This is a genomic window from Streptomyces sp. NPDC085927 (genome assembly GCF_044540975.1).
Taxonomy (GTDB): Bacteria; Actinomycetota; Actinomycetes; order Streptomycetales; family Streptomycetaceae; genus Streptomyces; species Streptomyces hirsutus.
In genome coordinates this window covers 22,056-45,729 of record NZ_JBITSN010000018.1, presented here as the reverse complement: position 1 = coordinate 45,729, position 23,674 = coordinate 22,056, and the positions used below count along the sequence as shown (strand labels likewise).

21 protein-coding genes and 5 pseudogenes are annotated in these 23,674 nt (G+C 69.5%); 13 read left to right on the top strand and 13 right to left on the bottom strand.

What is annotated here, in order from left to right; genetic code table 11:
- Positions 1 to 50: 50 nt before the first annotated feature.
- The 3 genes and pseudogenes from ACIF80_RS32620 to ACIF80_RS32610 all read right to left on the bottom strand — a co-directional run.
- Positions 51 to 556: pseudogene (locus ACIF80_RS32620) on the bottom strand (ketoacyl-synthetase C-terminal extension domain-containing protein); the annotation flags it as partial.
- A protein-coding gene (locus ACIF80_RS32615) for an IS5 family transposase (protein ID WP_399811292.1) occupies positions 532 to 1,415 on the bottom strand; the annotation gives its coding sequence in 2 pieces (ribosomal slippage) (positions 532 to 1,065 and positions 1,068 to 1,415; 882 coding nt in all). The pseudogene ACIF80_RS32620 and the gene ACIF80_RS32615, both read right to left, overlap by 25 nt.
- Positions 1,416 to 1,562: 147 nt before the next feature.
- Entirely contained in the window at positions 1,563 to 2,702 is a 1,140-nt protein-coding gene (locus tag ACIF80_RS32610; protein WP_399811289.1) for a PucR family transcriptional regulator, read from the bottom strand.
- Positions 2,703 to 2,789: 87 nt separating this feature from the next.
- On the opposite strand from ACIF80_RS32610, the gene ACIF80_RS32605 reads away from it, so the two are divergent.
- The 4 genes from ACIF80_RS32605 (at position 2,790) to ACIF80_RS32590 (ending at position 6,654) form a co-directional block, all read left to right on the top strand.
- The gene (locus tag ACIF80_RS32605; protein WP_399811287.1) at positions 2,790 to 3,845 is read left to right on the top strand and encodes a ferredoxin reductase; all 1,056 of its coding nucleotides are present in this window, start codon (positions 2,790 to 2,792) and stop codon (positions 3,843 to 3,845) included.
- Between the two features lie 7 nt (positions 3,846 to 3,852).
- Positions 3,853 to 4,971, top strand: a complete 1,119-nt coding sequence (locus ACIF80_RS32600; RefSeq protein ID WP_399811284.1) for a fatty acid desaturase family protein — start codon at positions 3,853 to 3,855, stop codon at positions 4,969 to 4,971.
- Between the two features lie 276 nt (positions 4,972 to 5,247).
- Complete coding sequence (locus ACIF80_RS32595) at positions 5,248 to 6,198, top strand: ATP-dependent DNA ligase (RefSeq protein WP_399811282.1); 951 nt, start codon at positions 5,248 to 5,250, stop codon at positions 6,196 to 6,198.
- 30 nt (positions 6,199 to 6,228) lie between these two features.
- On the top strand, positions 6,229 to 6,654 hold the full coding sequence (locus tag ACIF80_RS32590; protein ID WP_399811279.1) for a hypothetical protein: 426 nt from the start codon (positions 6,229 to 6,231) through the stop codon (positions 6,652 to 6,654).
- Between the two features lie 120 nt (positions 6,655 to 6,774).
- On the opposite strand, the gene ACIF80_RS32585 is transcribed toward ACIF80_RS32590, so the two are convergent.
- On the bottom strand, positions 6,775 to 7,224 hold the full coding sequence (locus ACIF80_RS32585) for a winged helix-turn-helix transcriptional regulator (RefSeq protein WP_399811277.1): 450 nt from the start codon (positions 7,222 to 7,224) through the stop codon (positions 6,775 to 6,777).
- 121 nt (positions 7,225 to 7,345) lie between these two features.
- Here ACIF80_RS32585 and ACIF80_RS32580 point away from each other — a divergent pair, with 121 nt between their 5' ends.
- Positions 7,346 to 8,263 carry an alcohol dehydrogenase catalytic domain-containing protein gene (locus tag ACIF80_RS32580; RefSeq protein WP_399811274.1) on the top strand — a complete coding sequence of 306 codons (918 nt, stop codon included), beginning with the start codon at positions 7,346 to 7,348 and terminating at the stop codon, positions 8,261 to 8,263.
- A 164-nt stretch (positions 8,264 to 8,427) separates the two neighbouring features.
- Here ACIF80_RS32580 and ACIF80_RS32575 read toward each other — a convergent pair whose 3' ends face one another.
- Positions 8,428 to 8,811 carry a PPOX class F420-dependent oxidoreductase gene (locus tag ACIF80_RS32575; RefSeq protein ID WP_399811481.1) on the bottom strand — a complete coding sequence of 128 codons (384 nt, stop codon included), beginning with the start codon at positions 8,809 to 8,811 and terminating at the stop codon, positions 8,428 to 8,430.
- Positions 8,812 to 9,003: 192 nt separating this feature from the next.
- On the opposite strand from ACIF80_RS32575, the gene ACIF80_RS32570 reads away from it, so the two are divergent.
- Positions 9,004 to 9,723 carry an IS6 family transposase gene (locus ACIF80_RS32570; RefSeq protein ID WP_399811271.1) on the top strand — a complete coding sequence of 240 codons (720 nt, stop codon included), beginning with the start codon at positions 9,004 to 9,006 and terminating at the stop codon, positions 9,721 to 9,723.
- 384 nt (positions 9,724 to 10,107) lie between these two features.
- Here the strand turns inward: ACIF80_RS32570 and dacB are convergent, their stop codons facing one another.
- Positions 10,108 to 11,694: a D-alanyl-D-alanine carboxypeptidase/D-alanyl-D-alanine-endopeptidase gene (gene dacB / locus ACIF80_RS32565; RefSeq protein WP_399811268.1), complete on the bottom strand. Its 1,587-nt coding sequence runs from the start codon at positions 11,692 to 11,694 to the stop codon at positions 10,108 to 10,110.
- A 383-nt stretch (positions 11,695 to 12,077) separates the two neighbouring features.
- Between dacB and ACIF80_RS32560 the strand changes: the two genes are divergently transcribed.
- Entirely contained in the window at positions 12,078 to 12,758 is a 681-nt protein-coding gene (locus ACIF80_RS32560) for an endonuclease (protein WP_399811265.1), read from the top strand.
- 494 nt (positions 12,759 to 13,252) lie between these two features.
- On the opposite strand, the gene cynS is transcribed toward ACIF80_RS32560, so the two are convergent.
- On the bottom strand, positions 13,253 to 13,723 hold the full coding sequence (gene cynS / locus ACIF80_RS32555; RefSeq protein WP_399811263.1) for a cyanase: 471 nt from the start codon (positions 13,721 to 13,723) through the stop codon (positions 13,253 to 13,255).
- Positions 13,665 to 14,294: a carbonic anhydrase gene (locus tag ACIF80_RS32550; protein ID WP_399811260.1), complete on the bottom strand. Its 630-nt coding sequence runs from the start codon at positions 14,292 to 14,294 to the stop codon at positions 13,665 to 13,667. The genes cynS and ACIF80_RS32550 overlap by 59 nt, the downstream gene beginning before the upstream one ends.
- Positions 14,295 to 14,347: 53 nt before the next feature.
- On the opposite strand from ACIF80_RS32550, the pseudogene ACIF80_RS32545 reads away from it, so the two are divergent.
- The 3 genes and pseudogenes from ACIF80_RS32545 (at position 14,348) to ACIF80_RS32535 (ending at position 16,653) form a co-directional block, all read left to right on the top strand.
- Positions 14,348 to 15,093, top strand: a pseudogene (locus ACIF80_RS32545) (IS6 family transposase).
- Between the two features lie 368 nt (positions 15,094 to 15,461).
- Positions 15,462 to 15,986, top strand: coding sequence for a hypothetical protein (locus ACIF80_RS32540; RefSeq protein WP_364745406.1), 525 nt, complete (start codon positions 15,462 to 15,464; stop codon positions 15,984 to 15,986).
- A 37-nt stretch (positions 15,987 to 16,023) separates the two neighbouring features.
- Positions 16,024 to 16,653, top strand: a pseudogene (locus ACIF80_RS32535) (HNH endonuclease family protein).
- Positions 16,654 to 16,701: 48 nt separating this feature from the next.
- Here the strand turns inward: ACIF80_RS32535 and ACIF80_RS32530 are convergent.
- The gene (locus ACIF80_RS32530) at positions 16,702 to 17,769 is read right to left on the bottom strand and encodes a winged helix-turn-helix domain-containing protein (RefSeq protein ID WP_399811256.1); all 1,068 of its coding nucleotides are present in this window, start codon (positions 17,767 to 17,769) and stop codon (positions 16,702 to 16,704) included.
- Between the two features lie 165 nt (positions 17,770 to 17,934).
- Here ACIF80_RS32530 and ACIF80_RS32525 point away from each other — a divergent pair, with 165 nt between their 5' ends.
- Positions 17,935 to 18,339: a peptidoglycan-binding protein gene (locus ACIF80_RS32525; protein WP_399811253.1), complete on the top strand. Its 405-nt coding sequence runs from the start codon at positions 17,935 to 17,937 to the stop codon at positions 18,337 to 18,339.
- 420 nt (positions 18,340 to 18,759) lie between these two features.
- Here ACIF80_RS32525 and ACIF80_RS32520 read toward each other — a convergent pair.
- Both ACIF80_RS32520 and ACIF80_RS32515 read right to left on the bottom strand, forming a co-directional pair.
- Positions 18,760 to 19,061 (bottom strand): annotated as a pseudogene (locus ACIF80_RS32520) (lamin tail domain-containing protein); the annotation flags it as partial.
- A gap of 160 nt (positions 19,062 to 19,221) precedes the next feature.
- Positions 19,222 to 20,142, bottom strand: a pseudogene (locus tag ACIF80_RS32515) (IS701 family transposase); the annotation flags it as partial.
- A gap of 7 nt (positions 20,143 to 20,149) precedes the next feature.
- Between ACIF80_RS32515 and ACIF80_RS32510 the strand changes: the two are divergent.
- The gene (locus ACIF80_RS32510) at positions 20,150 to 20,668 is read left to right on the top strand and encodes a hypothetical protein (RefSeq protein WP_399811250.1); all 519 of its coding nucleotides are present in this window, start codon (positions 20,150 to 20,152) and stop codon (positions 20,666 to 20,668) included.
- 85 nt (positions 20,669 to 20,753) lie between these two features.
- On the opposite strand, the gene ACIF80_RS32505 is transcribed toward ACIF80_RS32510, so the two are convergent.
- Both ACIF80_RS32505 and ACIF80_RS32500 read right to left on the bottom strand, forming a co-directional pair.
- Complete coding sequence (locus ACIF80_RS32505) at positions 20,754 to 21,416, bottom strand: IS5 family transposase (protein WP_399811248.1); 663 nt, start codon at positions 21,414 to 21,416, stop codon at positions 20,754 to 20,756.
- A gap of 269 nt (positions 21,417 to 21,685) precedes the next feature.
- A complete protein-coding gene (locus ACIF80_RS32500; RefSeq protein ID WP_399811245.1) occupies positions 21,686 to 22,189 on the bottom strand; it encodes a GNAT family N-acetyltransferase in 504 nt (167 codons plus the stop codon).
- Between the two features lie 200 nt (positions 22,190 to 22,389).
- Between ACIF80_RS32500 and ACIF80_RS32495 the strand changes: the two genes are divergently transcribed.
- Positions 22,390 to 23,189, top strand: a protein-coding gene (locus ACIF80_RS32495; protein ID WP_399811478.1) for an IS5 family transposase whose coding sequence is annotated in 2 segments (ribosomal slippage) — positions 22,390 to 22,738 and positions 22,738 to 23,189 — 801 coding nt in all. Because the reading frame shifts where the segments join, the coding sequence is not laid out codon by codon here.
- Positions 23,190 to 23,674: the final 485 nt, after the last annotated feature.

Below are 23,674 nucleotides of genomic sequence, written 5' to 3'. Positions count from 1 at the left end.
CGTGGTGCGGCCGAGCGGTTCGTGGCCGGTTCCGGTGCGTCGGTGAAGGTGCGCAGCCCCGCCAGCAGTTCGTCGCGGCCCGTGCCGAGCACGACGCAGCGGTGGGTGAACCGTGCCCGGGTGAGGAGGGTGAGGGCGACGTCCGCCGGGTCGGTGTCCGGGTCCGTCTCCTCCAGGTGGGCGAGCAGCCGGGTGGCCTGTGCGGCCAGTGCCTCCGGGGTTTTCGCGGAGAGCACCCACGGCACGGCGGGCGCGGGGCGCCGGGGCGGGTCGGGGGTGCCCGTTCGAGGATGATGTGTGCGTTGGTTCCGGAGACACCGAACGACGACACCGCGGCCCGGCGGGGCCGCCCGCTGTCCGGCCACTTCTGACGCCGCGTGGCCAGCCGCACCGCACCCGAGGACCAGTCGACATGCGGACTCGGCGCATCGACATGCACCGTCGCCGGCACCGTGCCCTGCTCCATCGCCGCAACCATCTTGATCAGCCCGGCCACACCCGCCGCCGCCTGGGCATGACCGATATTGGACTTCAACGACCCCAGCAGCACCGGCCGGACGACCCTGCCCATAAGAGGTCCCAACAAAGGCGTTGGACGTGTCGGTGGGTGATGAGGCAGGTCGCGAGGCCGAGGAAGGCTTCGTGGATGTCGTCGCGCCGTTCCCAGCGGATGCGCAGGCGCCGGAAGCCGTGCAGCCAGGCGACGGTGCGCTCGACGACCCACCGGTGCACTGCGAGCCCCGAACCGTGAGGGACACCGCGGCGGGCGATCACCGGTCTGATGCCCAGGGCCCAGAGGAGCCGGCGGTACTTGTCGTGGTCGTAGCCGCGGTCGCCGAGCACCAGGCCGGGCCGCCGCCGCGGTCGCCCGACCGGGCCCGCGACGGACGGAACCTTGGCGAGGAGGGGCAGCAGCTGCGTGACGTCGTTGCGGTTGCCGCCGGCCAGCGACACCGCGAGCGGGATGCCCCGGCCGGCGACAAGGACGTGGTGCTTGCTGCCCGGACGTGCGCGGTCGACCGGGCCGGGGCCGCTTTGGGGCCCCGCCGAGCGGCCCTGACGTGGCTGGAGTCGATCACCGCCCGGGACCGGTCGAGCCGCTTCGCCGCCCGCAGCTTCGTCAGCAGGACGACGTGGAGCCGGTCCCACACGCCGGCCTCGTTCCAGGCGGCGAGCCGCCGCCGGCACGTCATGCCGGAGCCGAAGCCGAGCTCCTGGGGCAGGTACTCCCACTGGATGCCGGTGTGCAGGACGAACAGGATCCCGCACAGAGCCTGCCGGTCAGGAACCCTCGGCCGCCCCGCGACCAGCTTCGGACCCGGCTCTGGCCACAACGGCTCGATCAGCGACCACCGTTCGTCCGACACGATCCACGGACGAGAGTTCCTCTTCCCCCCGAACGAACCAACAAGCATCCGAGCCGACAGTCACACCATCAACGACTTCCGTCAGGAGCTCTAATACCGCTCTTCCCCGGGCCGCATGAGCCAGCTGATGGCACCGAGAACGAGGCACGATTCCTGGGCCGCTCGCGGACGCGGTCGTGGACGGTCGAAGTACGGTCAGCTGACCCGAAGACCGAGCGCCAGCGTCAGTTCAAGGACCCGGTGTGGCGATGCGAGATCCGGAAACAGCTCCCGCAGCTGCGACATCCGGTACCGGACTGTCTGGGGATGGACGAACAACGCCGCCGCCACCTCGTCCCGCCTGCCCTGGTGCAGCAGCCACGCCCGCAACGTCTCCTCCAGCCGCCGTGCGGTCGCGACAGGCAAGGTCCGCAACGGTGCGAGGGCTCGGGCACGCAGGTCTGCGAATGCGTCCACGTCGGCGCTCAGCACCAGCTCGGGCAGGTGGTCCTCGGTGTCGCGAATATCAGAGGAGAGGGAGCGCGCGCGTATGGCTCGTGCGTATGAGGCGGACGCACGAGTCCATGGCCGGGCCGGGCCGACCACGGCGGTGCGGTCGGTTAGCTGCCGCAAGAGATGTGATCGGTCGGCATCGGGGACGAGCAGCACACCGGTGGCGTCCGGCAGATCGTCGAGGACGAGGGTGCTCGGGTCGAGCGCGCGGTAGGCAGGCCGGGCCTGGGGGGCGGGCAGCAGGACCGCGGTCAGCGAAACCGGAGGCTGCCACCCGGCCCGTTGAACAGAGGCCAGCAGCACGTCCGGGCTCGCGCCGGCGAGGAGGTCGCGGGCCAGGTGTTCCAGGTGGCGCTCGTGGGCCCTGCCCCGGGCGGCCAGTTCGTCGGCGTGGCCCGCGGCGCTCGCGGCGGAGAGCTCGTCGATGTAGGCGAAGGTCAGCTCGGCGAACTTGGCGACCTCGGCGGCGGGCAGACCTGCGGGTACGGCACCCGCTGCCAGGCATCGCCAGGCCACGCGGGCGCCGACGCGGTAGGCGCTGAGCAGGGCGTCCATCGAACGGCCGTCGCGCACCTCGCCGCGGCCCAGCTCGTAGGCTGCGTCACCGGCGTCGCCGCCTGTGGCGTTGCCGCTCGCGAGGTCCAGGTAGTGCCCCAGGGCGGTACGGACGGCTCGGCGGATGGTGCCGCCCATGCGGCCCGAAAGGGCGTTGGCGTAGGGAGGGACCTCGTCGATGATCGCCTGGACGACCTCGTCGGCGGTGGTCTTCAGCGCGGCCCGAAGTGCGGTGACCGTCGTCTCATCCAGGGCCAGTTCGCTGGCCCTCCGGATTGCATGGTTCACTTTTTTGTTCCCTGCGAACAATTCAGCCGATCAGATTTACGTCCTGCGGTCAGGACTTTACGCCTTGAGGCGCAGCAAGCTGGAGTCATGACGAGTGCAGCCCTGCGCAGCAGGGCGTGGAAACTGCTGGAGATGGTCACGACGCCGCTGCTGCCGTCGGACTACCTCGACCTGGTCAGCCCGCTGCGTGCGAGCGCTGACCTGCGTGGGCGCATCGAGGCCGTGCACCCCGAGACGGGTGACGCCGCGACTGTCGTGATCAGGCCGGGACGGGGCTGGCGCGGCCACACAGCCGGTCAGTACGTGCGGATCGGGGTCGACGTCGACGGGGTGCGCCTGTGGCGTGCCTACTCCATCACCTCGCCGACAAACCGCCAGGACGGCCGCGTCACGATCACCGTGAAGGCGATCTTGGACGGCAAGGTCAGCAACCACCTGGTCCGCAGGGCGAAACCGGGCACGCTGATCCAGCTCGACCAGCCGACCGGTGACTTCGTGCTGCCGCAGGCCAAGCCCGCCAAGGTGCTCTACCTGACGGCCGGCAGCGGCATCACGCCCGTGATGGGCATGCTGCGCGACATCGAGTTCGACGACGTCGTCATGGTCCACTGCGCGCCGCAGCCGCAAGACGTGATCTTCCGCAACGAACTGCACGACCTGGTCGCGGACAAGAAGCTGCGGCTCACCGAGGTGCACACCGACACGGACGGCATGCTCGACATCGCCCGTCTCGACGAACTCGTGCCCGACTGGGCCGAGCGCGAGACCTGGGCTTGCGGGCCCGCCGGCCTGCTCGACGCCGCCGAAGAGCACTGGAGCGAGCACGGCGTACAAGAGCGCCTGCACACCGAACGCTTCCGCCCCAGCATCGTCGTCGCCGGCGACGGCGGCGAGGTCACGTTCAGCGCCACCGGCAAGACCGTCGACGCGGACGGCGCCACGCCGTTGCTGGACATCGGCGAGGAGGCCGGCGTGCTCATGCCCTCCGGGTGCCGCATGGGCATCTGCTTCGGCTGCATCACGCCGCTCAAGGCCGGCGCCGTCCGCGACCTGCGCACCGGCGAGATCACCGAGGCCGAGCCGGGCGTCCTCATCCAGACCTGCGTGTCCGCCGCGGCGGGCCCCTGCGACATCGAACGGTAGGAGCACCTTGACCGCCATCGACCCCACCGCCCACCTGACCGCGGAGCAGATCGAGGAGCTTGGCCGCGAGCTGGACGCGATCCGCGACGAGGTGATCGCCAGCCGCGGCGAGAAAGACGCCGCCTACATCCGTAAGGTCATCTCGGCGCAGCGCAAGCTCGAGCTGGTCAGCAGGGGCGTGCTGCTGTTCTCGATCTTCCCGCCCGCGTGGCTGCTCGGCACCGCCGGTCTGTCCGTGGCGAAGATCATGGACAACATGGAGATCGGCCACAACGTCCTGCACGGCCAGTGGGACTGGATGCGAGACCCGAAGATCCACTCCACCACCTGGGAGTGGGATCACGTCTCGCCGTCCGAGCAGTGGAAGCACTCGCACAACGAGCTGCACCACACGTACACCAACGTGATCGGCAAGGACAACGACCTCGGCTACGGCATCATGCGCGTCGACGAGGACCAGAAGTGGCACCCGTTCCACCTCGGCCAGCCGCTGTGGAACTTCATCAACGCCTGCTTCTTCGAGTACGGCATCGCAGCGTACGACCTGGAGCTCGGCAAGAACCTGCACAAGCGCCGCCGCAAGAACCCGGAGTTCCGCGCGCGGGCCAAGGCCGTGGGCCGCAAGATCCGCAAGCAGGTGCTCAAGGACTACGTGCTCCACCCGCTGCTGTCGGGCCCGTCGTTTTTCACCACGCTCGCCGCCACGTTCACCGCGAACCTGGTCCGCAACATCTGGTCCCACTCGGTGATCATGTGCGGGCACTTCCCCGAGGGCGTGCAGGTCTTCGAGCGCCGGTCGATCAAGGGCGAGACGCGCGGCCAGTGGTACCTGCGCCAGATGATGGGCTCGGCGAACATCAGCGGCAGCAGGGCCATGCACTTCATGACCGGCAACCTGTCGCACCAGATCGAGCACCACCTGTTCCCGGACCTGCCGAGCAACCGGTACGCCGAGGTCGCGGTGAAGGTGCGCGCGCTGTTCGAAAAGTACGAGCTGGAGTACGTCACCGGGCCTCTGCCCAAGCAGGTGGCCTCCGCGTGGCGCAAGGTCTTCCGGCTCTCGCTGCCGAACAAGAAGCCCAAGGTCAAGACGCCGGACCGCGAGCAGGAGCTCGTCGCGACCTGATTCCCGGTATTGGTTCAGCTCTTTCGGCCGTACCGGCGGCACCGCCGGGTTCGGTGAGATCCGTTGCGGACGGTGGGCGGCCGCGACATCAGACCGTACGACACGCGATCCGGGCAGCCCGGTGTCCGGCTGCGCTGCCTGGACGTGCGCCAGGAGCTCAGCACACAGCCCCCGGTTAGATGTTGTAGTGCGCTGACCTGCCGTGGTCGGTCCGGTAGTCGGGTGCGTACGCGCACTCGGTTTGCCGCCGGGCGGGCTGGGTGGAAGGCGTGGGCTGTGACGTGGACACTGCCGGAACCGATGCTCGCCGCCTCTGTGCCCGACCCTGCGCTGCTGCCGGGGTGGGCGGGTGAGCCGAAGTGGGACGGGTTTAGGGCGCTGGTCTGCGTCGACGCGGGCCGGGTGGCGCTGCGTTCCAGGCGCGGCACCGAGATGGCGGCCTCATTTCCGGAGGTCGTGGCGGGGGCCGTGCAGTTGCCGGACGCGACCGCGCTGGACGGCGAGCTGGTTGTATGGGACGCCGCGGGCCGCCTCGCGTTCGAGCGGTTGCAGAACCGGCTTGCCCGGCGCGGTGCCGGGGCGGCCCGGGCGGCGGAGGAGTGGCCGGCCCACTTCGTCGCGTTCGATCTGCTGCGGCTGTCCGGGACGGACACGACCTCCTGGCCGTACCGGAGGCGCAGGGCCGCGCTGGAGTCCGTGTTCGCCGCCCGCCGGCTGTCGGCGCCGTGGGCTCTGTGCCCGTCGACCACCGAGGCAGACGTCGTGCGCGAATGGCTGACGTGGGCTGCGGTCGGGATGGAGGGCGTGGTCTTCAAGAGGCTGGACGCCCCCTACCGCCCGTCGGTGAGGGGCTGGCAGAAATACAAGGTCCGCGAGACGAGCGAGGCGATCGTCGGCGCGGTCACCGGCCCTCTGGGCGCTCCCCGCACGCTGCTGCTCGGCAGGTACGACACCGATGGCCGCCTTCAGTACGTCGGCCGCACCACCACCCTCGCCCGGACCGCAGGCGCTGTGGTCGCCGGCCTGCTCGTTCCGGGGCGGCGCGGGCATCCGTGGACGGGCTGGTCGTTCTCCGCCGGGTGGGGCAGCCAGGGAGAACTGGTCGTCACGCTGGTGGGACCCGAGCTGGTGATGGAAGTCGACGTCGCCCGCGACGCCGCCGGCCGGTGGCACCACCCCGCACGCTGGCATCGCACCCGCCCCGACCTCTCCCCCACCGACCACTGACCAACTCAACAACCAAGATCAGCCGTTAAGTTGACACACTCGACCTACGACGGACTGCGCGCCGCCGAGGCCAAGGGCAGCAAGGGCGGACGCCGCCCCGCCGCAGCGGCCGACAAGACCGACGACGTGCGCACCGCGTACCTGGAGCGCCGCTCCATCGCCGCTCTCGCCCGCGACCACGGCGTCAGCCGCGGCGCGATCCGCACGGCCCTCGCCGACCTCCTGCCCGGCCACACCGCCATCGCGGAGGACGACTCAGTCCCGGAGCTGCCGGTCACCCTCGACATGCCGGGCAAGGTCGCCGACTTCCTTCGCGCGGGTGACCTGGAGCCCGCCGAGCAGGCCGCGCTCCCCCAGGGGGTGACCGTACGGCGAGGACAGGACCACACCCTGCGCGTCACCGCCGACTCCTCGGCCTCTCCCAGCCCTTCGACGGCACCCCGGGGACCGCCGTGACCCCGGTCCGGCGCAAGGCCCGCCGCGAGTACGCGAACCGCGTCACCCGCTCTCGGATCCCCGGCCCGGCCATGATCACCGGCTTGGCGTTGACCGCTGCACCGATGTTCTCCGAGGCCGTCAGCGTCCGGCTGCCGTGCGGTGGTGTTCCTCGCGGTGGGCGAGTACGTCGGTCATGTGCGTTTCGGCCCAGTCCTTGAGGCCGGCCATGACGTGGTTCAAGGACAGACCGAGGTCGGTCAGTTCGTAGGTGACGGTGACGGGCACGGTGGGCGTGACGGTACGGGTGACCAGGCCGTCGGCTTCCAGGGAACGCAGGGTCTGGGTGAGCATCTTCTGGCTGGCGCCCGCGAGCCGGCGGGACAGTTCGGAATAGCGCATCGCCCGGGGCCCGTCTTCGTGGTCGACCCCGGGGCGGTGCGGACCGTCGCTGCCGAGCGCCGCGAGGATCAACGCGACCCACTTGTCGGAGATGCGGTCGAGCAACTGCCGGCTGGGGCAGCCGTCCATGAACGCGTTGTAGCTCGCTTTCGCCTCGGCCCGCTGCTGAGCCGCCGTCTGCGTCGACATCGATCGCCCCCTCGGTACCTGGAGGCAGCTTACGCACTCTCAAGTGCCCTCTTACGCTGCCAAATCCACAGAACGAGCATGGAGCACGGAAACGATCACCCCACCGCAGAGGAACAAAGCCATGGGCACCCCCACTTTCCGCACCGCCGTCGTCCGTGTTCCGAACGGGCCCGATTCGATCGAGGTCATCGAGGTGCCCGTCGTCGATCCTGGCCCCGGCCAGATCCGCGTCGCCATCGCTGCTGCGACGGTCAACCCCACCGATCTCGGCGTCGCGGCGGGTTTCTTCCACTCGATGGGGCTGGTCGATCAGCCCGAGCACACGGGCCTGGGCTGGGAGTTCGCCGGCGTCGTGGACGCGTCCGGGCCGGGCGTCGACCTGGCCATCGGCACCAGGGTGGCCGGTCTGGTGGTCGGCTTCGACCGCGACTACGGCACCTACGCCGAGCAGATCGTGGTCGCAGCGGCCGACGTCGTCCCGGTCCCCGACGAGCTGGACCTGCTGGCCGCGGCCACGGTCCCCCTCAACGGGCTGGCCGCTGCGCAGGTCGTCGACCTGCTCGGCGACGCGCCCGCCGGGGCCGCCCGGCTGCTGGTGACCGGCGCCGCGGGGGCGGTCGGGGCGAACGTCGCCGTCCTCGCCCGGGAACGCGGCTGGCAGGTGACCGGGCTCGCCCGCGCCGGCGACGAGGAGTTCGTCCGCGGCCTCGGCGCCGACTTCACCACGCGCGCCGAGCCGGAATGGGACGCAGTCGTCGACCCCGCCCAGTTGAACGAGGAAGCGCTCAAGCTGGTCCGCGACGGCGGAGCCTACGTCGGGCTGCGGCCAGGCCTCGAGCCGCCCGCCGAGCGCGGGATCTCGGTCGCCTCCGTGGTCACCGCTTTCGACAGCGCACACCTGGCCGACCTCCTCACCCGCACCGCCTCGGGCGAACTTTCGGCCCGCGTCCATGCGGTCGTCCGTCTGCACCAGGCCGCCGAAGCCCACCGGGCCACAGCCAAGAGCGGCCTCCGCGGCCGCTACATCATCTGCCCCTGACCAGCCCGGCGCCGGCGGAGGTGTGGCGGGGGGCGGGGCGGGCCGTCGATCGAGTCCCTATCGAATCCGGAGCGGTTCAGGTGTGACGTGCACTGGCTTCAGTTCGAGTGGGCATCCACGGAAAGCCTGCCTGTATGCCGCCCACCCCGGGTCGGGGCTGGGAATCACCACCCGGAGGGCTTCGCGGTGCCCATGACGCGGCTGACGGTGATCTCGATGACGACCCGGTTCGGGTTGATCCGCGGGGTCTTGTACCGCTCGGCGTACCGGCGCTCGGCATCGGCGACGGAGGCGGGATCGTCCTTGATCACGGCTGTGCCTTCGAGAGTGCACCAGCGCCGGCCTTCCACCTGCCCCACGGACACGCGCGCCTCGGTGCCGACGGCCAGGGCGGCGCGGACGTTGCGCGCCTTCTTGCTGCCGCCGTCGGTGATGACGCGGGCAATCCGTGCCTCGGGGTCGTACGTGACGCCGACCGGGGTGAGGTGCGGAGTGCCGTCAGGCCTGAGCGTGGTCAGGAAGCACGTGCGGCGCTCCCGCCAGAACATGTCGTCCCCCTCGGCAGGCTGCGGTGCCCTGATGTCCAACGTGGGTCTCCTCGGTGCGAACGGCTCAGCGCGACGTCCACGAGCCCGAAGAGGCGGGGAGGCCGATGCTTCAACCGTAACGGGGGTGCTGTCACGTTGACTGACCGGGTGGGATGATCTTCGGGTTGGTCATGGTGGAGGGGGGGACCGTCCATGGACAGCGCGTCGCCGTCGTACAAGGGGCATCGGTACCCGGTCGAGGTGATCTCCCACTGTGTGTGGCTGTACTTCCGCTTCCCGCTCAGCTTCCGCGAGGTGGAGGAGCTGATGCTCCAGCGCGGCGTGATCGTCTCCTATGAGACGGTCCGGCGGTGGTGCGCCAAGTCCGGGCAGGCCTATGCGAACGGACTGCGCCGCCGTCGGCCGCGGCCCGGGGACAAACGGCATCTGGACGAAGTGTTCGTGAAGATCAACGGGGAGCCGAAGTACCTGTGGCGGGCCGTGGACGCCGGCGGCACCGTGCTGGACATCCTCGTGCAGAACCGGCGGGACAAGGCCGCCGCCCGGCGGTTCTTCCGCCGCCTGCCGAAGAAGACGGGCGCGGTGCCACGGGTGATCGTCACCGACAAGCTGTGCTCCTACGGCGCCGCCCACCGCCAGGTCATGCCCTCGGTGGAGCACCGCTCGCACAAGGGCCTGAACAACCGGGCCGAGAACTCCCACCAGCCCACCCGGCAACGCGAACGCGCCATGAAAGGCTTCCGCTCCGTCGGCGCAGCACAACGGTTCCTGGCCGCGTTCGGCGGCATCTCACCCCACTTCCGGCCCCACCGCCACCTGATGACTGCCTCGAACTACCGCACCGAGATGACCGTCCGTTTCGCGATCTGGGACCAGATCACCGGCGCCGCCGACCTGCCCACCACGGCCTGAACACAGGCCCGGGCCGCGGGCCCACCACGCCCCGACGCACCAACAGACAGCCACGCACCCAACAACGTGACAACGCCCGCGGAACAGTTCTTTCAGGCTGAAGCCCTGGGACCTGATCTCGTCCGAACCCATGACACCACTCCCCACCTGCCCGGCGTTGCGCTTGCCGAAAATTTCGTCCGTGCAGGTCATGCGGCGTGCTCGTACTCGTGGAGGATGCCACCTGACCTGCCCAGACGAGGATTTCGGCAAGAGCAACCTCGTCCCGGTCACCGGTGCCGCCTGCGCACTGCCGCTCTACGCGATCCGACGCGGCGCAGTGCTGAGCCCCGGCCCTGCTCGGCGCGGACTGCCCGGCGGCCCGCGCGAGCGCACAGGGGTGCCTCAGCACTGCGCCGGCTTGCGCCACGAGCATTCCAGGTCCCCGTTGCTCTCCGTGTTCCGGACGGCCTTCGGCCGCACCGTCACCGCCCGGTTCTCGTCGGACGAGGCGAGAGCGACCACGATGGCGTCCTCGATGCTCTTGACCGAGCCGACGAGATAGTTGTTGAGGACGACGCTGTAGACGAGTTCGCGTCCGCCCCCGTCCGTGACGTATCCCGACAGGGCCGACGCGCCCGTCAACGACCCCGTCTTGCCACGCGCGTTGAGCGCGGCCGGCGTGCCGCACAGACGCGAGCGCAACGTACCGCCGACGAAGCGGTTCGGGTCACAGGCCACCGGGAGGGCCCGGTACCAGTCGGCGTACCAGGGCTCGGTGCGCACCGACAGGAGCAACTTGGCGAGCTGGTCCGCGGGAACGCTGTCCATCCGGGACAGCCCGGAACCGTCGACCTGGCGCAGCTTGCCCGGGTCGACGCCGACGCGCCTCAGGTAGCCGCTGATGCCGGCGAGGCCGGCACCCCAGGTGCCACGCCCGGAGGTCTCGTATCCGATCGCCTTGGTCAGCGCCTCGGCGTGCATGTTGTTGGACAGCTTCAGGAACGGGATCAGCAGCTCCTTGAGGGGCATGGACTCGTGCGTAGCGAGCCTGTGCGCGCCCTTCGGAGTCGCCTCGCCGAGCCGGGTCGCCCCGGTGACGCGCACGCCATGCGCGGCCAGCGCGTCGCGGAAGACGTCCGCGGCGTAGCCGGTGGGCTCCCAGACGCTGATCCACTCCTTGGCGGTGGCGCCGCCAACAGGCAGGGTGCCGCTGACGGTGACGGTGTTGGCGCCGTGCTGCCGCTCGACGGTGAGGTCGCTCGGGCCGCCCCGGTCGACGGTGGTCGCGCGCACGTCGAGGTGGACGTAGTGATTGGCCGGGGTGACGGTGGTGCGCGGCCGGTCGCCGGGCTTGTCCCCCGGCGCCGCATGCACGATGACCGTGCCGGTGTCGTAGTCGGTGTCGGGGGCGACGCTCAGCGCGGAGGTCTGCGCCGAGTAGTACGAGGATTCGTCGTCGGAGGCCCAAGAGCGGCCGAGCCGTTGGTCATCGAAGCGGGTGTCGTCGGCGACCAGGCGCCCGGTGACGCGCCGCACCCCCGAGTCGGCGAGCGCGGCGGCGAGCCGGTCGTAGTCCTCGGCGAGCAGGGTCGGATCGCCGGTGCCGCGCAGATACAGGTCGCCGGCGAGCACGGAGCCGTGCCGGGCACCGGTCGACAGGACGTCGGTGGTAAAGCGGTGGTCGGGGCCGAGCAGCGCCATAGCCGCGGCCGAGGTGAGCAACTTGGTGTTGGAGGCGGGCATGAGCCGCCCGCTCGGCAGACGCTGATAAAGGACCGCGCCGGTCTTCGCGTCGGCGACGACGATGCTCGCGGCGCCGCCGTCCATGCGGGCGTCGCCGAGGATCGTGTCGATGGCCTCCGGCAGCCCGGTCCGGTCACCGCCCGCCCCCGCGGGCGAGCTCCAGCTGAACGTCGTCGCGACCACGACGGCGACGACGGGCCAGATCCAGTGGCGCATACGCGTGGTGCGTCTCACGGGTCTACTCATGCCATAGGAGCATCCCGGATCCCGACCGACGGCAACAGACCCCCTCGCCGCTCCGCACCCCGCCACCGCTGCGCAGGTGCCCGGCACGACCGATCACCACCACCTCGCCACGCACCATGCCCTTCCGCCTGATAATTCCAAGATCCCCGACAGAGTCAAGCTCAGCCTGCCGCGACCCTCAGTGGCACCGGCCTCTACAGCGACGCGTCCAACGAACCGGTCGACGGCACTCCCGGCTCTTACCGCTTCCCAGCCCTGCTCACGTGTTCCCGAGACCCCGGGGGACACACGGCTGTATCGATGGAACGTGAGGGGTACTCGAACAAGGTGGGTTATGACTCCCATGGGAAGAACCGGCAAAGCGTTGAATTGGTGACCAGGCGATGACGACGAAGACCACTGGAAAGTCCGGTAAAAAGACGACCGGCGCGACGGACGAAGCAGTGGCGCGTGCACTGCTCGACCGACAACGGCGCACTTATGCGGCGCAGGCGGGCATCCGACTGCGCAACACCCCCGCGCCGCTGTACCAGACGCTCGTGCTCGCGATCCTCCTCAGCGCTCCCATCAGGTCCGACACCGCAGTGGCAGCGGCCAAGGCGCTGTTCGACGCCGGAATGCGCACCCCACGGGCGATGGCGGACGCGTCCTGGCAGCAGCGCGTCGACGCACTCGGTGAGGGCGGCTACCGGCGCTACGACGAGCGGACCTCCACAATGCTCGGCAAGGGAGCTGAACTGCTGCTGGAACGCTACGGCGGCGATCTGCGCCGACTGCGTGAGGCACCCGACCCGAAGAAGGCCCTGTTGGACATACCCGGGATCGGGCCCACAGGGGTCGACATCTTCCTGCGTAATGTACAGGGCGTGTGGTCGGAGTTCGCGCCGTACATCGACCACAAAGCCCTGGACGGCGCCCGACGGCTCGGGCTGCCGGCCTCACCCGAAAGGCTGAGCAGTCTCGTCCCCGGCCGCGAAATGCCTCGGCTGGCGGACGGCCTGGTCCACGCGGCCCTCGACAAGCCGCTGGCGGACGAGGTGGTCGCCGCCGCAGGGGCAGCCTGACAAGCCCTTCGCGGAGCACATGGTGCGACGTCCGGAGTGAAGCAACCGAGATGACCATGTGCTTCGCCCTTTGGGGCCAGGTCACCGGCGTCGCCGGCCTGCCCGCTGCGGCCTGAGCCCGGAGCCGGAACCCGGCCCACCACACCCGTCACACCATCAGGCACTCACACACTCAACAACGTGACAGTGCCGCCACGACCGCTCATGATCGTGATTGTGGCGACCCTCCGTGGCCCCAGGACGGAAAGTGATCCAGAACCCGAATGCTGACCCTCTGACGTCGGATCAAAAGTGACCCACTTGATGATCTTCGTCTGACTCCGCCCTGGGTGGTCAAGGTCAGGAGGGAAGGCGATTCTCGTGGAGCACTGGGCAGAGATCCAGCGGCTGCACCGGGCTGAGCAGATGCCGATCCGGGCGATTGCGCGGCATCTGAGCATCTCGCGGGAAGACGGGGGCGGGAGCCTGTGGGTTCCGGCCCGCCCCGGGGAGGGTCAGAAGGGCTTGTAGGGCAGGTACTTGCCGTCCAGGGTGATGACCGCCCGCTCGCCGCCCTCGGGGTCGGCGACCTTCTTCACATCCAGCTTGAAATTGATCGCGGAGATGATGCCGTCACCGAACTGCTCGTGCACCAGGGCCTTGAGGGTGGTGCCGTAGACCTGGAGTATCTCGTAGAAGCGGTAGATCGTCGGGTCGGTCGGAACACTGTCCCCGATCGAGCCGCGGGTGGGGATGGTCTGGAGCAGCATCACCGCGTCGTCGTCCAGGCCCAGGAGCTCGGCGACGGCCTTCGCGACGTGGGCGGGCAGGGCGTGCTGGCCCAGAATGGCGGCGGTGACGAAGGTGACCGACAGGCCTGCGGCGTCCGCGATCCGCTGCCAGGACACATCCCGGCGGGTCTTGGCCTCAACCGCGGCGATGGCCAGCTGCTGACGGGCGGTGGGGTCGAACTGAGCATGCACCATGAGAGGTTTTCCTTATCCGAGGTGCTGGTCCGCAGGAGGGCGAGGCGGCGAGCTTGCGGGGTGGTGGGTGATCCGGGACCGATGCTCGGGGATCACAGGTCGTGCGGTCAGGCCGCCACAGCGGTGCCAAGGGCGCCAGCTTCTTCGACGGTGCCGGTGGGGACATCGTAGACCCGGCCGTGCAGGGTAGTCGTGTTGTGCGCCAGCGCATAGACCAACCGAGGGACGTGTGGCCAGGTTGGCGAGCTGGGTGGTGACGTTCTCCGGTACCAGGGCGGCCGCCTTCTCGCCGCCGCCCGGGGCTGCGGGGTGGTACGGGCCTCGGAGGGTCCGCGTGGCGCAGCCAGTCGGCGATCGCTGGGGTGCCGGGCAGGTCGTGGCTCTCGGCCAGGACGGTCATCGCACTGCAGGCGGAGTGCCCGCACACCACGATGTCCGTGACTCTGAGGACGGTGACGGCGTACTCGATGCTGGCCGCCACCCCGTCCGCGCCGGAGGTATGCGCGGGCACCAGGTTGCCGGCGGTGCTGATGACGAACAGCTCGCCCGGCTCACTGTCCGTGATCGGCACCGGGGCGACGCGGGCGTCGGCGCGGCGTTGTCACGTTGGCTGACCGGCCTGGGATGACCTCGTGGTTGATCGTGCCGGGGAGGGGTTCGCTCGTGTCGTCCGCGCCGCCGTCGTGCAAGGGGCACCGGTACCCGGTCGAGGTAATCGCCTACGGCGTGCGGCTGTACTTTCGCTTCCCGCTCGGCTTCCGGGAGGTCGAGGAGCTGATGCCCGGGCGCGGTGTGCTCGTCTCCCACGAGACGATCCGGCGCTGGTGCGCGAAGTCCGGGCAGGCCTACGCCGACGGCCTGCGCCGCCGTCGGCCCGGGCCCGGGGACACGTGGCACCTGGACGAGGTCAACGGAGAGCGGAAGTACCTGTGGCGGGCCGTCGACGCCGACGGCACCGTGTTCGACATCCTGGTCCGGGGCCGAAGGGACACGGCCGCGGCCCGGCGCTTCTTCCGCACACTGCTCAAGAAGACCCGTACGGTGCCGCGGGTGGTCGTCACGGACAAGCTGCGCTCCTACGGGGCGGCCCACCGCGAGGTGATGCTTTCGGTCGAGCACCGCTCGCACAAGGGCCTGAACAACCGGGCCGAGAACTCCCACCAGCCACCCGCCGGCGCGAACGCGCGATGAAGGGCCTCCGCAGCGTCGGAGGAGCACAGCGGTTTCTGTCCGCGTTCAGCGGCATCTCACCCCACTTCCGGCCCCACCGCCACCTGATGACTGCCTCGAACTACCGCACTGAGCTGACCGTCCGTTTCGCGATTTGGGACCAGATCACCGGCGCTGCCGCCATGCCCACTGCGGCCTGACTCGAAACTGCCACCCGATCCCACCACACCCTGACACGCCCCCATCTGGTCACACCCCCACCCCCCGTGACAACGCCAGTTATGCGGCTGGCTCGTACGTCACGGTCTGGTCCGGGCAGCCGGCCGCCACCTCGCGCAGGGCTGCCACCTCGGCTTCACCGCCATCAGACTCCAGCGGAGCTTCGTTGCGATCCACTCGGCAACGTACCGGCCATCACGCGACATGACACCGCCCCTTCCTCGTGTGCCTGCGGACGGATACCGTCCGCCCTCTGGCGGACGCGCGTAGATATCCGCCATGATCTGCGGGCACCACCTGCACAGCCACCCCCCAAGGAAACCTGGCCCCCAGCAGGAAGGGTTCGCACATGAAGGACGTGAAGGCTCTGAGGTTCCCGAGGATCCGCTCGGTCCTGATCGCTCTCGCTCTGGTCATCGCCCCCGGCGCCGCCGTCATCGGCACGGCGGGCGAGGCGTCCGCCGCCACGAAGATCAGTCACGCCACCGCGACCTCGATGTTCCGCGAGGTGGGCATCACCTGGTCGTCCTCCGGCAACTGCTCGAACCGCAACACCTCGACATGCACGTCGTTCGAACAGCTCAACCTCGCCAGCGCCCAGGGCGCCCAGACCCTCAAGCGGGCCAGCGGCTGCGCACTGAACATCACCGGCGGCACCGAGACGGGCCATGCCTCCGGGACGTACTCGCACTGGAACGGCTACAAGCTCGACTACAGCAAGTACACGTGTCTCGGGAACTACATCAAGAACAATTTCGCCTACATCGGAGTGCGCGGCGACGGCGCCCCGCAGTGGCGTTCCGGTTCCGGCAACATCTACGCCGAAGAGGGCAACCACTGGGACGTCACGTACTACAACTGCGGCGGCTGCTGAGCCGTACCCCGCACACCCGCAGCCACCGTTCGGCCCGTTGAGGGCGGGCCGAACGGTGGGCCCGGGCCACACTGACCGTATGGCTCGTCTCCCGGCCGCCAGCGGCCCCTGCCGGTCGCGGCCCCTGCCGGTCGCGGCCGAGTCCCGGGACGACTGCACCCGCAGCAGCTTCCGCCACTGAAACGCCGGCGAGGACCCCGCCGACGGCTGCAGCACCCGCGCCGAGGTCCTCCTCGCGGAAGCCGTCACCGCCCCCACCGTCGGCGCCCGCTGCGCACTGACCGGCGGCACCTGGTTCTCGTATTACGACGAGACGACCGTCACCGCGGCGTCGGGCCTGGACATTGACCATATGGTCCCCCTGGCCGAGGCCTGGGACTCCGGCGCCTTCGCCTGGACTGCCGAACGGCGCGAGGCCTACGCCAACGACCTCGGACAGGACTCCAGCCTGGTCGCCGTCACCGCACGCTCCAACAGGTCCAAAAGCGACCAGGACCCGGCCCAATGGCTCCCGCCCGCCACGAGCGCACTGTGCCGGTATGTCTCCGAGTGGACCGCCACCAAACTCCGCTGGAACCTCACCACCGACCAGAGCGAACACGACCGGCTCACCCAACTCGCCGCCGACTGCGGCGACACCACCGTCACCTACACCCTCGCCCCATAAGGCCCTGCACAGCTGCCAGACTGCTGCCCACCCCGCGCGGCCAGCACCTCACCTGAGCGGCACACGGTGGGCGGCACGTCGGGGTACGGCGGTCTCCGTGGACGGCCCTGCGGGTGAGAGGTGGTCTCCGGGCCCGTACGAGGAGTCGGCGTTGAGCAGGGCCGCCCCCAGCGGGGTGAGGACATGGCTCACCGTGTTCGCTGTCCGCAGGGATTCGATCAGTCCGGCTTCCCGGAGGGCCGTCGCGTTGCGGCTGGCCGTGGGCGCGGCGAGGCCGGTCCGCCGGGCCAGTTCACCCGTCGTGCAGCCCTCCTCGACCATGCGGAGGGTCAGCGCACGACCCGGGCCGAGCACGCGGGCCAGGGCGCGGTCCGCGCCCTGGCCGGTGCGGGCGACCGTCCACCATTCCGCCTCTCGGGACACGGGATAGACGAGCGTCGGGTCGAGGATCGGATCGATGAGGGAGACCGGAGTGCGCCAGCAGAAGACGGACGGAATCAGGAGCAAGCCCCGGCCGTCGAGGTGGACATCACGCTCGACCGGGTAGTCGGCTTCCAGCACGGGCGGGTTCCAGCGGAGGGTCGGTCGCATGCTGTGCAGCAGGCCATCAGCTCCCCCGTCGAGCAGGGAGCGTGCGCGCACCGCCCGGTCCGCTTCGACGAGAGCCCGAATCCGGGGCCAGTACGGGGCGATCGCCACGCGGTGGTAGCCGAGCAGCGCGTGGCCGAGGTTGGTGACGGCGGCCAGGTCGCCTGCGGCCAGGGGGCGTATCCATGCTGGCAGAGCGGGAAGGACCGCCAGCTCCGCGCGTAATCGCTGGGCCGGGGTGGCGAGGACTGCGTCGACTCCTACCTCCAGGCCGTGTATCCCTTCCGGCGGGGTGAGGAAGTCCGGGAAGTCGCTGCGAGGCGGGGCGAGGCAGCGGATCAACTGAGCGTGCCCGGGGGCGAGGTGGCGGAGTTGAGCCCGGGTCCGCGCGCGCCAGGGGTCGAAAACCGTTTGCCCGTCGCGGTTGCCGAGCAGGTTGGCGCTGAGCGCCACCTCCCAGAGGGGGTCTGGCCCCGGCGCCACCTTCGTACGGAGCAGGTCCTCAGTGGTGAAGTGGACTCTCAGCATGCAATGTCCCGTCTCCTCTCGGCCCGGCCGAATTTTGCATGCCGTGCGCCGCACTGACCATGGTTATTACGACTAGAGGGAAAGTTGTGGCCCAAGGTTCCTCCTCCCGGCACTCTGGGCGCACGGCAGGATCTCCGGAACCCTGCCCCCTTCGAAGGAGAGTTCATGCGCAAGGTGAAGGCTGCGGTTGCCGCGGCCACGACGTTCGCGGCAGGCATGATTGCGCTGGCGCCCGCGAGTCCCGCCGCGGCCGCGACCCCCACGTGCGACTGGGTGGCCTCGTACAGCGGAGCCTGGGTTCCCGTCTATCGGACGGGTACCAACGTCAACTGCAACCTGGTGCAGGGCACGTACGGCGAAGCCGTCCGGCAGCTGCAGACGACGCTCAACAAGTGCTACAAAGCAGGTCTGACGGTGGACAAGTCGTTCGGCCCCGCCACCCGGAACGCGCTCATCAAGGCCCAGCAAGCGGCCGGTACGCCAGCGGACGGGGAGTACGGCCCGAACACCCGTAAGGCGATCAAGCACGAGCCGCTCAACGGCAGCACGAACTGCGTCCGCGTTCCCTGAGGAACCTGACCGACTCCATGTGAGCCCCGGCGGCCTCGTCACCTCGTCACCCGGGTCCGCGCAGAGGCAGCCCGGCCTGTCCGGCGACGACCGCACCGGGCACCTGGACCCGGAGACCAGTTGTTCCGGAGTCCGGGAAGGCCGTGCCGGCCGCCGTGCGGTCCTGGCCCGGCTCGGCTCGGTGTCGGCTTCCGCAGTGTCTGCCTGGTCTGGGCGGACGCCGGATACGCCAACTCCGTTGACTCCAGGACTGTTACTCAGCGCTACACGCTACCTGGCCGTAGCTGTACGAGAACAGGGCCGAACCGTTTATAGAACCGGCGGCGGCCGCCCCTTCGAAGGGGCGGCGCGCTGTGGTGGTGGGGCGGGGTGAGGGTGTGCCGGTGCCGGGCCCTGGCTGCCGGCGATGCCCGTCTGGTGTCAGCGGCGGCCGCCGCGGTGGCGGCCCCAGGACTCGGTGTCGACCGTGCGGCCGCGGTCATCGCGCAGGGTCGCCCTGTCGGAGCGGTTGTCCCACACGTAGTGGCGGCGGTCCTGGAACAGGTCGGTACGGGTGTCGCGGCCGATGCCGGTGTGGACGCGGACCGTGGCCCGTCCAGGCGGACGTTGTCGAAGCGGTAGCGGTGGCCGTCCTCGTCCCGCAGCGTCCAGCCGTCCAGGTTCACCGCACGGCGGGTGTTGTTGGTGATCTCCACCCACTCGCGGTTCAAGGAACGGTTAGTACTGCAACGGTGTTTGTACTGATTGCTGACCAGTTTCAGGGACTGTGCCCGCGCCGCTTGCAGTGACTGACGCGGGCCTGGTGTTGTCGTCTGCGACGCCATGTCGACCAGTGCAGGATGTGCTCGACCGGGGTGGGGCGGCGGTCGGTGAGGCGGGTGATCAGCCGTCTGATCTCGGCGAGGCTGAGGCGGATGAGCGGGGAGGATCCGTTTCTGCTTTCTCCGCATCCAACTGGCGGGCGCGCAGGACGGTCAGGCAGGCGTGGGCGGCCATGGCCAACGCCATGTGGCGGTGCCAGCCCGGATAGCGGCGGACCTGGTAGTCGTCCAGGCCGCACTCCTGCTTGGCGCTCTGGAAGCACTCCTCGATCGCCCAGCGGCTGCCCGCGATGCGGATCAGCTCGTCCAGGGTCGTGCCGACGGGGCAGTAGGCGATGTAGTAGGAGATCTCCTCGGGCCGGCTGACACTGCGGCGGGCCAGCACCCAGTGCCGACGATCCGGCCGGTGCCAGGGCCGCACCTCGGCCCGGGCCCAGTCATAGATCCGCCGACCGCGGGCGCCGTCCCCGCAGGAACGGCGCTTCCACTTCTGCCGCGGCAGCCCGGGGAACAGCTCGTGCACGGGGTGGTCGATGGACCAGCGGGTGACGACGGTGTCGTGCCGGGTGGTGGCCATGACGTGGAAGACATCGGCCTGCTCCAGCTCGAACCGCCAGCCCTTGCTGTAGCCGTAGCCGGCGTCCGCGGTCACCCACCGGAACGGGATCTTCTCGGCGACGGCCCGGCGGACCATCGCCTTGGCCATCACCACCTTCGTCTCGAAGGCGACACTGTCGTCGATGCCGGCCCGGCGGCAGCGGTCCCGGTCGTCCGTCCAGGAGGTGGGCAGATACAGCCGTCGGTCGATCAGCGTGCCTCGGCGGCCGGTGGCGTAGGCGAGGAACACGCCGATCTGACAGTTCTCGGTGCGTCCGGCAGTGCCGGAGTACTGCCGCTGCACGCCGGCCGAACGGACGCCCTTCTTCAGGAAGCCGGTGTCATCGATGATCAGCACGGCTTGAGGGTCTCCGAGGTGGTGGAGGTGCCAGATGCCGTCGGTGATGGGGTTGATCGAGGAGAGGGAGGTCGCTGCCCGGCAGCGGGTGGAGTCGCTGCGGAACGAGCTGGACCGGCTTGTTGCCGAGCTGGAGGAGGCGGAGGCCGCGCGGGATCGCCTGGTGATCGCGAAGGAAACGGTGAGTGAGGTGCTGTCCGAGGCCGGCGAACCCAAGGACGTGCGAGTCTCCCATGCCCGGCCGGTTGAGCCGGAACCGGCGGTGGCCCGGACGGTGCCCGGCTCCGTGGTGCCGGCGCGGCGGGAAGGGCTGAACGTGACGGTGCTGCCGCCGGACTACCAGCGGATCATGCACGTCCTGGCCGATCGTGAGCGGGCCGGCGAAGGGTCGGCGATCTGCCGGCAACTCGCCAGCTTGTTGGACCTCGAGCTCGTTCCGGCGAAGATCGAAGGGGTGCGGTCCAAGGCGAAGCGTCCGGCCGCGCGAGGCTGGCTCGTCGAGGACACCCCGGGCTCCTTCAGCGTCGCTGTTTCGCAAGGCGGCGGCTCATGACCATGGTCATCGACCACAGCACCATCGCCTCGGACGTGTCGGTCCGCCTTTCGTAGTCGCGTGCCAGCCGGCGCGAGCGCATCAGTCACCCGAACGTCCGCTCCACCACCCACCTGCGGGGCAGCACCACGAAGCCCGACAGGTCCGCATCGCGTTTGACGACCGTGAGTGCGAGACGCAGTGCCTTCACGGCGAAGTCGACCAGAGGACCGGTGTAGCCGCCGTCGGCCCAGACCAGCCTGAGCAGGAAGAACCTCCTGGTCAGCCGGGCGAGTAGAACCTGGGCCGCCTCCCGGTCGGTCACGTTCGCCGCGGTGACCATGACCGTCAACAGCAGCCCTGTCGTGTCGACCACGATGTGCCGCTTGCGGCCGTTGATCTTCTTCCCACCGTCGAAGCCGCGTGAGGAGGCGGGCACGGACGCGGCGGCCTTGACCGACTGGGAGTCGATGATGCCTGCGGTCGGCTCCGGGCCCCGGCCGGCCGCGGCACGGGTCTTCCCACGCAGCCGGTCGTGGAACTCTTTGACCAGGCCCTTGTCCCGCCAGCGGCGGAAGAACACGTAGCCCCGGTGCCAGGCGGGAAAGTCCACTGGCATCGCCCGCCACTTGATTCCGTTGTCCACGAGGAAGCGGATCGCGTCGATCATCTGCCGGTGGCAATAGCTTTCCGGCTGCCCGCCACGGCCCTCCAGCCAGCCGGGCACCGGCATCGCGGCACGGACCTGGGCCCACTCCCGGTCCGTCATGTCCGAGGGGTAATGACGCCCTCACAGACCGTGGTCGGCCGCGTTCCCGTACACATGGGCGAGACAGTCACACGACGGGATATCAGGGTTGGACTCCACGGACACCGGCACGGAAGACTGAGGCACAGGGCCTCCTGACGCTCGAATGGACTTCAACACCCATGAGCTGTGCGGGAGGCCCTGCTTTCATTCACCGGCCACGAGCCGATCACCCAGCCGAGCACCCAAGTTCGACCCGCAACCGAACCTCTCGGTACGACAAAAGCTACTTACGCGTCGGGGTGCTCCGGCAGGGTGAGCCAGTCCGACCAGGAGATCTCTCGGCCGAGGAAGCGCGGCTGCTCGAACGGCCAGTCGGCGGCGATCCACTGCGGCACCAGCTCATCGAGGGCCTGCTCGACCTTGCTGTCCACCAGCTCGTCCACCACCCACCAGGAGATCTCGCCGTCCGCGCCGGCCCTCTCCGGTGGGTCGATGTAGACGCAGCCGAGCAGAGCTGTCTCCGCCGCGTCGAACAGCGCGTAGTTGAAAGACTGGTGTGCGGCGATCTCCTTCTCGTGCCGCAACAGGTCGGCCCGGTCGGCCTCGTAGGTCATGGTGGCCGCAGGCCAGCCCCAGGCTGGGCCGAAGATGGTCCACAGCCGCTCGCGCGAACCCATCACGGCCGGATAGTCGAGCGGGGTGTCCGCCTCCCGGATCGGCCGCAGGTGATGACCACTGCCCGGCAGCGGTACCAGGACAGGATGGACGAAGTTATCGGGGAGCCAGCTCATAGCGCCCGACCGTAGCAGCGCGCGGCCCTCCGTTCCTTTGGATTTTGCCCGTATACCGCCAGGACCGGCTCTCATGCCGGGCAGTGCCCACGATCACCCGATCGAGACTCCCGTTCGATCGACAGACTCCATGATCGGTATGGCAACGGCTTCCAAGAGGGCATCTCATTTGGCTCGGTAGGCTGTCGGCCGTGGCAGGGATCGTTGAGCGGCTGGTGCCGGATGAGTTGTGGGAACTGTTCCAGCGCGTGGTGCCGGAGGCGCCTTCGCGGCCCCAGGGCGGCGGCCGGCGCCGGCACGGCGACCGTGAGGTGCTGGCCGCGATCGTGTTCGTGACGACCTCCGGGTGCACGTGGCAGCAGCTGCCCGCCGCGTCGTTCGGGCCCTCCGGGGCCACGGCCCACCGCCGGTTCACCGAGTGGACCAAGGCCCGGGTGTGGGCCAAGCTGCACCGCCTGATCCTCGACGAACTCGGCTCCCGGGGCGAGCTGGACTGGTCCCGTTGTGCGATCGACTCGGTGAACATGCGGGCCCTGAAAAGGGGGACCTGACGGGTCCGAATCCTGTCGACCGGGGCAAGTACGGGTCGAAGATCCACCTGATCACCGAGCGGACCGGTCTGCCCATCTCCGTCGGAATCTCCGGCGCCAACCTCCACGACAGCCAGGCCCTGATCCCGCTGGTGAAGGGCATACCCCCGATCCGCTCCCGCCGCGGCCGACGCCGCCGCAGGCCCGGCAAGCTCCACGCCGACAAGGGCTACGACTACCGCCACCTGCGGCAATGGCTCTCCCGCCGGGGCATCCGGCACCGCATAGCCCGCAAGGGCGTCGAGACCTCGCAGCGGCTCGGCCGACACCGGTGGACCATCGAACGCACCATGGCCTGGCTCGCCGGCTGCCGCCGTCTGCACCGCCGCTACGAGCGCAAGGCCGACCACTTCCTGGCCTTCACCAGCATCGCCTGCACCCTGATCTGCTACCGCAGACTCACCAAATGAGATGACTTCTTACTGCGGATCATCCGCCAGGGCAGCGGGTCAGTGGCGGCAGGCGCAGATGGTGCTGCTGTCCGGGTAGGGCATACCTGTGGCGAAGATTTGCCGAGGTGACGTTCACCAGCGCGGACCGTGTTCGGCGTGGTGTGCCTGGGCGCCTCTACGGGTTCGCCGTCCACCGTGACCGTCACCTTCTTGCCGTCGACCTCTTCGTGCTGAGTGTCCGAGGTCGTCATGACGACCTCCCTTCCTCTGCCCGCCGCAGCGGGCCGGGATATGTGAAAGGCGGGCTCGAAGCCCGCCTGCTTGCTCTTCTTCGAGCGGCGCGACGCGCCCTCATTCACCGTCGTCGACGGATGCCTGCTCACCGTCGGCTGCTTCACGAACCGACCTGTGATCGCACTCCGACCACGCATCGACCGAGGCCTCCTCCGCCGTCCAGACCCAGGTGAGGCGGTGCTGTACCTATTCCTACAGCTGTGGACCTC